An 11,128-nucleotide genomic window follows, 5' to 3' on the forward strand; every position below is an offset into this window, starting at 1 on the left:
CTTTCAATGGAGGGGGTTGAGTTTGGGTGTGTTGGGGTGCCCTGAGAGGTCGCGCGCGGTTGAGGCGGCAGCGGCCTCGCGCCGCTTGTCGCGCTTGATGACGACGGGGCAGATGGTCTTGGACTGGTACAGGACCTGGCAGTGCAGGCAGTTGACGCACTCGTTCGGGTTGATCTCCCCGGTCGGATGGATCGCCTGGACCGGGCACTGGTGGGCGCAGGTCTGGCAGGGGTTGCCACATTCCTTGTACCGCTTCAGCCAGTCGAACATCCGCATCCGCGCCGGGATCGCCAGCGCCGCGCCAAGCGGGCACAGGTAGCGGCAGTAGAAGCGTTCGACGAACAGCCCGGCGGCCAAAAGCGCCAGAGCATAGGCGACGAAGGGCCAGGCGCGGACGAACTTCAGCACGATGGCGGTCTTGAACGGCTCGACCTCGGCATAGGCTTCGGCCTGTTCGATGCTCATCAGGCTGACGCCGAAAAGGCCAAGGAAGATCATGTACTTGACCGGCCAAAGCCTTTCGTGCAGGCCCCAGGGCAGCGTCCATTGCGGGATGCGCAGCGTCCGCGCGATCTGGTTGGTGATCTCTTGCAGCGCGCCAAAGGGGCACAGCCAGCCGCAATAGGCCCCCCGGCCCCAGAACAGCAGCGCGGCGGCCACGCTGAACCACAGGATGAAGGTCAGCGGGTCCAGAAGAAACGCCTGCCAGCTGAATCCGCTGACCAGCGCGCCGAACAGCGCCATCAGGTTCACGACCGAAAGCTGCGCATTGGCATACCAGCCCAGGAACACCAGCGTCACGGTCAGGAAGCCCATGCGGAACCACCAGAAGGCACGTGCATTGCGGGTGGCGAGGCCCTGGAAGAAGAAGACCAGCGTCAGCACGGCCAGCATCGCGGCGGTGATGGCGATCTCGACCTGCTTGTCGGCCCAGATCCGCTTCCACAGGGCCTGATGCGCGGCGGCTTCGTCCCGGGTGGTGACCTCGGCCACGGCCTCGGGCAGCGGCGGGGGGGCCACGGCGCGCAGGTATTGCGGCGGCAGCTGGTAGCCCAGGTCGAAGGTGGTGAAGACCTTCTCGATCGGCCCGACCTCGCGGTGGACCAGAAGTTGAAGCCGGAACGGCTTCGTCGGGTCAAAGCCCACATCGGCCGGGATCTTGAACAGGTCGGTCTCGGTGAACTCTGGCGCGCCCTCGACCGCGACCGCCCCCAGCCGCTTGTGCATCTTGTCGCGGAAGCGGACGGACACATCGTCCTGGATCAGCACGATCCGGTCGAAGATCCCGCCCCGGACATAGCCCGAGCCCTTGAAGCTGTAGATCCCGCGGCCGACGATCACCAGCGCATGCTCCCCTGGTGCAAGCCAGTTGGGCAGGTTCGCGGCCTCGCCTTCGCCCAGGATCGCCTTGGCAACGGCAGGATGCGAGACCAGGGCCGCCTGCATCTCGATGAAGGTCGTCTCCGGCGCCTCGGTCAGGGCGCGGGCGGTGGCGCGTTCGTCACCAAGTGCCGCGAAGGCCGCATTCACCTGCCCCACATCCAGCGACAGGCGGCGCAGCGTGCCGTCGCCTTCCAGCGTCATCCAATCCGTTGCGGCCGGCGCATCGGCGTTCAGCTCGAACACCGGCCCGGTAGGTGCTGCATCCACCGCAAGCCCCCCCAGCCCCAGCGCCCGCGCCACCTTCAGGCCTGCGCGCACGATGCTGTCGTCGATCACCATCACTGTCACGGTCGCGCCGGAGATGATGTCGACCTCATGCGACGTGCCGCCCGACTGCGCCTCGGCCACCAGATCGAGGCCGATATAGGCCGCGGCCAGTGCGTCGATCTTGGCCTGGGGGATGCCGATCAGGACAATGGGTTCGGAGTGCTTGACGAGCTTCACCCCGGTCACATGCGCGTCAAGGTCTACCGCAACCAGCGTATGGATGGGTTTGCCGGAATAGCCGGTGGTCGTGACGAAATCACTGGTGATAAAGGCATAGCCTACCGTCTCGCCGCCCTTCAGGACTGGGGCGACCGGGGGGTCGACCTGCACAGGGCCATATGCATCAGCCCCCGCGACAAGCTCGCTTGCAGGAACCTTGTCCAGGAACTGCGGCAAGACCGGCTCGGCCCTAAGAGGAATGGCGGCCAGCATCAGCGGCAAGAGGAGGGAGAGGAGGCGGGGAAGGATCATGTTCGGGCGCTTTCAGAGGATAGCCCGAGGGTCGGTAACCTTGGCCATGAGCACGGCTTGATGGAACTCAAGCGACAATGTGGCCAGAGGCTCAAAGGACCTGAAATCGTGGCGCAGGCTCCCAAGGCGCAAGATGTCACCTTTCACGGCAGGCGGGCCGCGGGGAATGGGATGAAGATGGGCGACGGGGTGGGTTGGTCGCGCCACCGACAGGGACATGCCGGGAGCTAACGGCAGCGGATCGATGCTCAACAGACCATCGGCAAGGTTGGGCAATGGGGCAGAAAAAAGAAGGCAATCCAGACACTTGATGTGAGCAGGGCCGGGCGTCACAGGGTTTCCCTCGGCATCGATCCACAGGAGGCTGGTCGCGCCATCGGCACAAAGCTCTACCAGCATTTCACCTTTGGCAGGACCTGCCCCGCCCGGTCCGGTCAGGATTAGGGCGAACGCAAGTACAAGGCAGGAAAGGCTGTGCGCGATGCGTTGCATGGCGTTTTGATAGCGGAGCGTGGCCTGCGATTGATTGATATAGATCAAGTCATAGCTGGACAGGCGGCACATTTCTTCTGTCCGACTTACCCCGTGCCTTTGCGCTGACAGAGCCGGTCGCTGTCTTGACTTTATTGGCTGCGAACAGGACCGCAGGTGCCGCTGCTTTCGGTCCAAGGATTGACTTTCTTCGCCCATGGACCTGAACTGCATCAATCCAGAATGGAGGCCGAATGCGTCCCGAAGACCTGGCGGAAACCCGGCAGCTCCCCCTCTTTCGCAACATGCTACAAGCCAATTTCGCGGCGCTGATGCAGGGGGCCTATGCGCAGCGCTTCCCCGCTGGCCTTGAGCTGATCCGGCAAGGAGAACGGGCGGATTTCCTTCATGTCGTCGTGGAAGGCAGCGTCGAGCTTTATGCCGGTTGGCAGGGCCGAGAGACGACCATGGCGGTCGTCCAGCCGGTCGGAACCTTCATCCTGGCCGCCTGCGTGCGCGACTTGCCCTATCTGATGTCTGCCCGCACGCTGGAACCCTCGCGTCTGCTGCTGGTCCCCGCGTCCGACCTGCGGGCGATCTTCCGCAACGACCCGGAGTTTGCCGTCTCGATCGTCGGCGAACTCGCTGGGGCCTTCCGGTCGATGGCGCGGCACGCCAAGAACCTGAAGTTGCGCAATTCGCGCGAGCGGATCGCCTGTTACCTGCTGAAGCAGTCACAACTCGCCGGGGGTGTGGACCGTTTCGTGCTGCTGGTGGAAAAGCGGCTGGTCGCCTCATACCTCGGGATGACGCCAGAAAACCTGTCACGTGCGATCAAGGCGCTGGAGGCAGACGGGGTTTCGCTAAAGGGGCAGACAGTGACGATCACCGATCGGGCCCGACTGATGGCGGCCTGTCCGCCCGATGTGCTGATCGACGGGCCCGACCCTGAAAGGATGAGCGGCGGCGTAAGCCTTCCCGGCCCCGCTTTGCCGGTGCGCTGACGATCCCGACCCCTGCAAGCACCCTGTCCCTACGGTTCGCGCGGCAGAGGGGCAGCGGCCCAATCGAAGCTGTGGCGAACGCACATTTCGCGCGGCTCAACCATCTGCGCGAAAGAAGATTGATGGATCAAGCGATGGCGTACCATTTCATGCAACTGGTAACGGCGATTTTGATCCGGCATAGAATATCAAGGCCCGGCGCCTTCCACCAGAAATGCTGCCGAGATAAGCCTTTTGCTTGACGGAAGGACATCTCTAAATGAGTTGGGAAGAGTGTGGGTCCAATCGCTGGTACAATGAGCCCAATAATCCTTGCCAGACCTGCGAGCGTCTGCTTTCCGCCCTTTGCGTCCATGCGGATGCCTTCGGCCCATAGCTGCCGGTCGTCCCGATCGGTGCACCGCGTTGGAGCTCCTCCGAGCAGCTAGCCAGTTATCCGTAACGGAGGGTCCTTTCCCTTAACTGTGCCTCCCTTCACCCGTTCTCCGGTTGTATCGCAGTGATCACCAACATATCGCTGCTTCAAGGTCGAGCGGCCTCCTGCCGTCGTTCACGCGCCGATCTAGGAGATAGCAACGCCATGTCAGATGCTGAGACCTTCTTCGGTTTTTCCCCTATCCATGTGCTCATGGCGGCGTTGGGCGCAGCGGTGTTCAATGCGTATCTTCTGCCGCGTATCTACTTTCTGCGATTTACGTCATCGTCGGCGATCCTGATGATCCTCGGTTTATTGGCCTTCACCTTCGTGCCCGGCATGCCTGCTGCCCTCGATCCGACGGTTTCGCCCCGCATCTGGGAGACGACCAGCGAGATCGTGGTGATCGTCGTCCTCTTCGCGACCGGCTTGCGGATCGACAGGATCAACAACTGGAGCCGCTGGAGGCCGACCGTACATCTTCTGTTGATCGCCATGCCGCTGACGATTGCCGCTGTGGCCTTTCTGGGCTGGGCTCTGGCTGGAATGACCGTCGCAGGTGCAGTGCTTCTCGGTGCGTCCTTGTCCCCGACCGATCCCGTGCTGGCGGGCGATGTGCAGGTCGGCCCACCGCTCGAAGGTGGCGAGCACCCTGTCCGCTTCACCCTGACGGCCGAAGCCGGTCTGAGGTGCCCCTAGATTTGTAGACGCTTTGCCCCTTTACTTTGAGGCAAGGAGGCCGAGACGGGGACGAGCAACTACAGCGACGAGTTCAAGCGTGATGCGGTGCAGCAGATTACAGTGCGTGGGTATCCGGTTTGGGAGGTTTCTCGACGTTTGGGGGTTAGTTCGCACTCGTTCTACCAGTGGCTTAGACTTTTCGCGGAGCCTGCGCCGAAGGTGAGTGGCATTGACCGCGAAGCGGAGAATCGACGACTGAAGCGGGAGGTTGCTCGGGTCACCGAGGAGTTCGACATTCTAAGACACACAACGGCGTACTTCGCGCGCGAGTCCCAGTGAGAGAAGCCATTGGCGCGCCACCGCGGCTGGTCCGCCCAGCTCCTCATGATGATCAACCTGGCTGCAGCCTGGCGACGCAAACCCAAGACCAAGGTGATGATCCACTGAGACCAAGGGTCGCAGTAGCCGATCGACCTATGGCCGATCATGGGTCATCGTTGGTTAGATTGCATAACTACTATTATCAGTTTTAATGTAACACACTGACAGAAAAACAAATAGTGACCTCTTCTTCGGTATCCGTCGTCGTGCCTCAAGGTGGGTTCAGCCAGTTTTCGACCTGCAGGCCCCGCACACGAGAAAATTCACCTGTATTGGCTGTGACCAAGACTGCCCCGAACGCGTAGGCATGGGCCGCGATCAGGAGATCGTTTGGGCCGATCGGCTTGCCAGCGGTTTCAAGCTCGGCCCGGATCCCACCATATTCCGCATCGGCCGGGACATCGAAGGCCACGACCTGGATGCTGCTCAGAATGGCCTCGACATTGGCGAGCAGCTTGGCTGACCCCTTCCGCGCGCAGCCGTAGCGAAGCTCAGCGGCGGTGATGATGCTGATGCAGACTGCCTCGGACCCGACCCTTACGATGTGCAGCGTGACCGGGCCCTGCGGGTTGCGTACCAGATCGGACACGATGTTCGTGTCCAGCATGTAAAGTCGGCTCACAAGTCGACCTCGCGTGGGGGCAAGAGTGTCTCGTCGACGTCGGGAAATTGGTCTTCCGGACCAAGAGGCTCAAGATCGGCCAACACGGCCAGAAGGCTCCGGCGTCGAACGGGTTCGAGGATAAGGCGGTCCCCGTCGCGGTGGATCATCACACGATCGCCCGGCATTTCGAAGTCGGCCGGGATGCGCACAGCCTGGCTCTTGTTGTTGCGGAAAAGCTTGGCTTCCCGGCCCGGCAAGTGGTCATGGGTGTGAGCTTGCGGCATGGCGACCTCCGTTGCATATGCATGAACATATACATGTACGTCGCCGCGATTTCAAGCAGGCGCTTCGGAAACACAAGTTTCTTGCAACCCGTTTCTGCACCCAATTACACCCGATTAGCTGTGGGACCTACCGGTCACGCATGGGATCTGGACAGCGGAGACGAAAAGGTCGCGGTCGAACAGTGAACACGACCCGAGTGTTTCAGGCCATGTCTCCATTGCCGGATTCGGCAAGGCGGGCAAGATGAGCCCGGGCTCCGGTTGTTATAGGGTCTCCCCTGCCGATGGTTTCCCAGGCATCAAAGGGAAGAGCGAGGCGCCGCTGCATCTCGCCTGCGAATTGCTCATGCCTGAAGTTGAAGTCGGTATCGGTCAAGCTACCACGCTCTTCGTGTTCCATCATCACTACGCTCGCCTGAAGTTCACCGGAATACCCTAGCCGTTCATTGTCGTGGTTCCAACGGTGGACCACACCAACCAACGGTCTGAAGGCCACGGATGAGCGATAGACGTAGAATCTATAGCTCGTGAGGGACGACAGGCAGACGATCCTTGCCGGACGAGTTGTGCAATGCCGAGGGCTGCCGCGCTTCGTTGCCGATCTCGGCGCCGCAAGTTGCTCTTTCATTTCGCTTCTGGTCCAATCTGGCGGCACGAAGTTGAGCTGAGGCGGCACCCAGATGAAGATACCACATGGCGACCTCGACCGTTGGCCTGACCCGGCCGGCGCAAACGCGCGCCGGAGTGTTCTTGCCCAGGACCTTGTCGTCGAGGGGGATGTCACCTCCAGCGGTCCAATCGACATGCACGGCAAGATCATTGGCTCGATGCGCGCGCCCGATATCGTCATCGCCGGTTCCGGTCGGGTTGAAGGCTCCGTCGTCGCAAACGACCTCTCAGTGCTCGGAGCGGTTTCCGGCATGATCTCGGCGCGCAACGTCCAACTCTCGCCTAGCGCTGTTGTTCATGCCGACGTTAGCCATGAACGGATTGCAGTCGAGGCAGGTGCGGAGCTTGAAGGCCGGCTGCAGAGCAGAGCCTAAAGGACTTCAGCCTGGCAGGTCAGACAAGCGCATTCAGAGCACCGCGAAGTAGCCGCGTTGCGCCTTCTGACGCAGGGTTCGGGTTGCGGCGGTCTCCGCCTCCTCAGACGTCACCCAGGTCTCGACGCTTGTCCGTCCGTGCGACCCGATGCGGCCCCAGCTACGCAACACGGAGACTTCACCGAAAAGCGTTGGTGCGATGTCAACGTGATAGAACCGGGCCATGTTGGCTTCGGCGATTACGCGGTGGAGATGGATTGGCTGCATAGGACCTCCAACAGAAAGGATGCCCTCCCGGCGGAACCAAGTCCAATCAGGTTTCTGAATCTATCTGCAGGATCCGATTCCGAAACCTGATGAGCTCCTTGGCTTCAATGCAGGACCACACTCGTCGAGTGCCACTGATCCGGGTCGCAAGCCTGTTCTCTAACCTACTGCACGGTCACGGGTTGGCCCGATGACAGGGTCAATGCCTACATGCTCGTTCTGCATTTCTGCGATTGGTACGGAGCGCACGGTCTTCACGCGTGGTCCAAGCCATGCCGGCTGTCTGTCGCCGTTGTTCCATTCGTACGTGTATCCGACGGTCATTTCCGTCTCTGCGCAGATCAATCGTGCGACGGGACGCGCAGAAAGGCGCGGCTCTTTCTTCATGATGCTTTCCGTTGTGAAATTGATAGCAGGGCGTTCTCAGCCCTGCGTATGGCGACCATGGCCGGCGGTCGGACGGTTCAGGCAATTCCATGCCGCATGAGACCGCACCAGAGCCTGTCGAAGTGCTCGGCCGATCCGCCAGGAACCTGTCTCGCGATTAGGCGAGCAGCATGTATGGTCGCCCGATGGCCACCGATCCATAGGATGCACTGTCCCGCCTTCAGGAGCCGCGCATAGTTCTGGTCTTTGGCGAGCTCATGATCGCCTTGCGCAAGTCCAGTTGCGAGCAACCGCTCGTAGGAAATCGCGGCATTTTCCCAGGCTACCAAGAACGTCGCCACCAAATCGGCCGCAGAAGACCCAGCAGTGTCGGTCGTCGAGCGTGGCATGGTTCTATGATGGATCACGTCTGTTCCCTCCGGATTGGATTAGCCTAGGAGCTGCAGCCATCGGACAGTCGGCCTTGCTTGGCCGGGGGTGTGACATGCACGCTTAGGTTGTTCCAGACGGTTACCAAATCTGGTAATCCACTCCCAACCGCATCTTGCCCGCGCTATTGACCCGCAGGAGGCGCCATGCTGCACAATATCTTGCCAAACATCGAAAACCTCGAAGCGCGTCTGGGTCAGATCGTGCCGGTCGGTCACATGCTGGCCCTGAACATTCGGCATCTGACACCGGAGTTCTTTCAGTCGACCTATCCTCCAGACTGGGTCAACATCTACACGGAACGCCGTTATGTCATGTTCGATCCAATTGTTGCTTGGGCCCGCTTCTCAGTTGGTTCGACGCGATGGAGCGAGATCCCTGCTGGGTTTTCCCGCGGTCCAGGGCTACACATTTTGGAGCATGCCAGCCAGTTCGGGCTGAACTATGGTGGCGTTGTCTCGTCGAGAGGACCTTCCGGGGGTCACTGCCTCTGTGTCCTGTCTGGCGCACGCGAAGACCGTGAGTTGCGAGCGATTGAGCTGCAGAGCCTGGCAGAAATACTCGACGAGATCGTCGACGCGGTTGGAGAACATGCTGGCCTAACGGAAGTCGAACTGGAGGCCTTGCGGGATCTGGCTGCAGGAATGACGCATAACGAAATCGCTGATCAGCGTGGCGTGAGCCCCGCAACGATCAAGAAACGCTTGGAGCGTGCGCGGGAGGTGCTCGGGGCGCGTAATGCAGTACATGCCGTTGCCATTGCCACACGTCGCGGGCTGATCTTTACTGACCCGACCTTCTGAACAGCCGCCTAAGCGGTTAGCTCTCCCCTGCCACGCCGCCCGATGCCATTTCGAGTGTAAACGGCCGAGCATTTGCAGTGTGTCGGATTCATAAGAGTTCAAGCCGAATACGTGGCTCGCTTCGCAATCTCGTCCAGAATTGCGTCGATTTCGGCCCATACGCGGGGCTCTAACTGCCCGCGGATCAGGGTCCATTTGCTCAGCACGTCGAGCGGGTCGTGGGCGCGAAGGAGAGCGGTTACTGCGCCTGCATCGACTGCCAGCGAGGTGCGTGCGCGCCAGTCGGTGATCCGCGTACGCTGCTCTTCTGACGGTGCGACAAAGTCTGGCCCAAGCTCCCAGTTCTTCACCGCGCGGCGCAGGGCGGCGCGTACGACATGGGCGGGATCGACGCCGCAGTCGATCAGGGCTTCCTCCTGCCGTTCCAGCGCGTTCACCCGGATGTCGATCTTGCGCGTCGCCGGACTGCGTCGCGGGCGGGTGGGAGATACCATGGCCGCGGATGCTGCTCGCCCGGCTGTCTCCTGACTGGGCTGAGTAGCGGGCGCGGGCCGCGTACTTGGCGGCGAAACAGCGTGACTGTCCAAGACCACAGGCTCGACGTTTGCAGCTTCTGGCATCGTCTCAGCTCGCAGAACCTCTTCCCTTCCCGGGTCTTCTCCCACCTCTGGCCGCAGGGATGCAGCATAAGCCGGGTCGGGCCGAGTGATCGTCGGTATCTTCTTTCTCACCGCCCTGCCCTCACGCGGCCAGGATGTTGTTGAGGATGTCGGTCGCCTCTTCCAGAGCCTCGACTACGTGGCGCAGATGCGGGCGCATGAGAGGGTTGGGATCGGCCTGCTTCTGCAGGGCCACAGCGTGCAGGAGGCCCTTTTCGTCCATCTCCTTGTAGACGTTGCGGCGCATCATCACAGTCTCGACTACCGGAAATCGCGCGATTGCCGCTTCGATGAGAGCGGCATCGGCGCGTGTGGTTTTAGGGTCGACCATGTTCAGAACGACATGGTGACGGGGCAGGCTTGCAGGATCATCGACGCGGGCGCGGAGCTTTTCGAACCAGTCGGCGGTTTGCGCGCCGACATCGAGATCTGAGGTTGAAAGCATGACCGGGGTGACGATGTGGTCGGCCAGAACGGCGATCCCGTCTGACCACTCGGCCCCGACGCCCGCGGTGTCGATGAAGATGAAATCCGCCGAGTCCGCTGCATAGACCTGCTCGATCCGGCGATCCACAGCGCCCACGCTCTCGACGGTCGCAGAGCGCAGGAGAGGTGATCCTAGACCCGCAGCCTCTGCCCGCTTGTGCCATGTACCGAGCACGCCAGTGCTGTCTGTGTCGATGAGCAGGACCCGACGCCCGGCGGCAACGGCCGCACTGATCAGGGCGCGCGAAAGCGTGGTCTTTCCACTCCCCCCTTTCCGGGCCATCGCGGCGATCACCACGAGATTGTCGTTCGGCATGGGGACGGACCTCTCGCAAAAGTGGTTATATGCAGCAAAGATGTTGTGTCGTCGCTAACCTCCGCATGCGACGGCGTCAAGCAGAAGGCGGGATGCGTGGTCCCAGAGGCGGGATGCGGGGCGCACGGTGCTTCGCACATATGGCGGAAGGCACCGTACGTGCGACAGAGGGCGTCCTCCAGTTGGCGCGATGCAGCCTGCAGATGCCGTGCAACACTCGACATCGGCCATAGCTCCGGATGCACGAAACGCAATGCATCCCGCGCAGGACGTGAGCCATCTGGCGCCAGGCGGGATGCGGGCAGCATCTACCATTTGACGCCTGCCAGACGACGTGCTGCGGGGCGCGCATAACGCGGTCCAAAGGACGCGATGCGCAGTGCAGAGAACGCGGGACGCGTTGCATGGAGCGCGATGCGCGCTGCATTTGCCAAAGGACGTCAAATCGGCCTCCGAGGCCGATTTTCTACATTGAGTACAAGCCCTTGGTGCCTTCTCCGCTTGTGCTGGGAGAAGGCGGGCTTGTACGAAGTTGGCAAGAAATAGGAACGTATACTTCACATGGGCAGCAGTCGGAGACTGACCGATCAGGAGCGCCGTCAGATCGTCCGGGAACGGGCGAAAGGCGTCTCGGTTGGTGCGATCAGCGCGGCGCTGAAGGTTTCGCCCAAGACCGTCTACAACGTCATCGGCCGGGGCCGTTCCGCTGTCTCCGCC

General features: G+C 61.5%; 13 protein-coding genes and 1 pseudogene. 6 read left to right on the plus strand and 8 right to left on the minus strand.

Going from position 1 to position 11,128, the window contains the following annotated elements; genetic code table 11:
* Positions 1–3 precede the first annotated feature (3 nt).
* Entirely contained in the window at positions 4–2,181 is a 2,178-nt protein-coding gene (locus Q8M85_RS20925) for a NosR/NirI family protein (RefSeq protein ID WP_305548329.1), read from the minus strand.
* 12 nt (positions 2,182–2,193) lie between these two features.
* Positions 2,194–2,745: a hypothetical protein gene (locus Q8M85_RS20930; protein WP_305548332.1), complete on the minus strand. Its 552-nt coding sequence runs from the start codon at positions 2,743–2,745 to the stop codon at positions 2,194–2,196.
* 161 nt (positions 2,746–2,906) lie between these two features.
* Between Q8M85_RS20930 and Q8M85_RS20935 the strand changes: the two genes are divergently transcribed.
* The 3 genes and pseudogenes from Q8M85_RS20935 to Q8M85_RS20945 all read left to right on the plus strand — a co-directional run.
* Complete coding sequence (locus Q8M85_RS20935) at positions 2,907–3,656, plus strand: cyclic nucleotide-binding domain-containing protein (protein WP_305548335.1); 750 nt, start codon at positions 2,907–2,909, stop codon at positions 3,654–3,656.
* Positions 3,657–4,236: 580 nt separating this feature from the next.
* Positions 4,237–4,770 carry a cation:proton antiporter gene (locus Q8M85_RS20940; RefSeq protein ID WP_305548338.1) on the plus strand — a complete coding sequence of 178 codons (534 nt, stop codon included), beginning with the start codon at positions 4,237–4,239 and terminating at the stop codon, positions 4,768–4,770.
* A gap of 48 nt (positions 4,771–4,818) precedes the next feature.
* Positions 4,819–5,055, plus strand: a pseudogene (locus Q8M85_RS20945) (transposase); the annotation flags it as partial.
* Positions 5,056–5,344: 289 nt separating this feature from the next.
* Here Q8M85_RS20945 and Q8M85_RS20950 read toward each other — a convergent pair.
* From Q8M85_RS20950 to Q8M85_RS20960, 3 genes are all read right to left on the minus strand, one after another.
* The gene (locus tag Q8M85_RS20950) at positions 5,345–5,755 is read right to left on the minus strand and encodes a type II toxin-antitoxin system VapC family toxin (RefSeq protein WP_305548340.1); all 411 of its coding nucleotides are present in this window, start codon (positions 5,753–5,755) and stop codon (positions 5,345–5,347) included.
* On the minus strand, positions 5,752–6,021 hold the full coding sequence (locus Q8M85_RS20955; RefSeq protein WP_305548342.1) for an antitoxin: 270 nt from the start codon (positions 6,019–6,021) through the stop codon (positions 5,752–5,754). Before Q8M85_RS20955 ends, Q8M85_RS20950 begins: the two co-directional genes overlap by 4 nt.
* A gap of 202 nt (positions 6,022–6,223) precedes the next feature.
* Positions 6,224–6,397 (minus strand): hypothetical protein, encoded by a 174-nt coding sequence (locus tag Q8M85_RS20960; RefSeq protein ID WP_305548344.1) that lies wholly within the window; start codon positions 6,395–6,397, stop codon positions 6,224–6,226.
* A gap of 304 nt (positions 6,398–6,701) precedes the next feature.
* On the opposite strand from Q8M85_RS20960, the gene Q8M85_RS20965 reads away from it, so the two are divergent.
* Positions 6,702–7,064 carry a polymer-forming cytoskeletal protein gene (locus tag Q8M85_RS20965; protein ID WP_305548346.1) on the plus strand — a complete coding sequence of 121 codons (363 nt, stop codon included), beginning with the start codon at positions 6,702–6,704 and terminating at the stop codon, positions 7,062–7,064.
* Between the two features lie 33 nt (positions 7,065–7,097).
* Here Q8M85_RS20965 and Q8M85_RS20970 read toward each other — a convergent pair whose 3' ends face one another.
* On the minus strand, positions 7,098–7,331 hold the full coding sequence (locus Q8M85_RS20970; protein WP_305548348.1) for a WGR domain-containing protein: 234 nt from the start codon (positions 7,329–7,331) through the stop codon (positions 7,098–7,100).
* Positions 7,332–8,293: 962 nt separating this feature from the next.
* Between Q8M85_RS20970 and Q8M85_RS20975 the strand changes: the two genes are divergently transcribed.
* Positions 8,294–8,950 (plus strand): LuxR family transcriptional regulator, encoded by a 657-nt coding sequence (locus tag Q8M85_RS20975; protein WP_305548350.1) that lies wholly within the window; start codon positions 8,294–8,296, stop codon positions 8,948–8,950.
* A gap of 98 nt (positions 8,951–9,048) precedes the next feature.
* Here the strand turns inward: Q8M85_RS20975 and Q8M85_RS20980 are convergent, their stop codons facing one another.
* Both Q8M85_RS20980 and Q8M85_RS20985 read right to left on the minus strand, forming a co-directional pair.
* On the minus strand, positions 9,049–9,444 hold the full coding sequence (locus Q8M85_RS20980; protein WP_305548352.1) for a hypothetical protein: 396 nt from the start codon (positions 9,442–9,444) through the stop codon (positions 9,049–9,051).
* 247 nt (positions 9,445–9,691) lie between these two features.
* Entirely contained in the window at positions 9,692–10,411 is a 720-nt protein-coding gene (locus Q8M85_RS20985; RefSeq protein ID WP_305548354.1) for a ParA family protein, read from the minus strand.
* Positions 10,412–10,972: 561 nt separating this feature from the next.
* On the opposite strand from Q8M85_RS20985, the gene Q8M85_RS23450 reads away from it, so the two are divergent.
* On the plus strand, positions 10,973–11,128 hold a 156-nt coding region (locus Q8M85_RS23450), incomplete at its 3' end, for a helix-turn-helix domain-containing protein (protein ID WP_371135165.1).

Source organism: Tabrizicola sp. (assembly GCF_030694085.1).
Lineage (GTDB): Bacteria > Pseudomonadota > Alphaproteobacteria > Rhodobacterales > Rhodobacteraceae > Tabrizicola.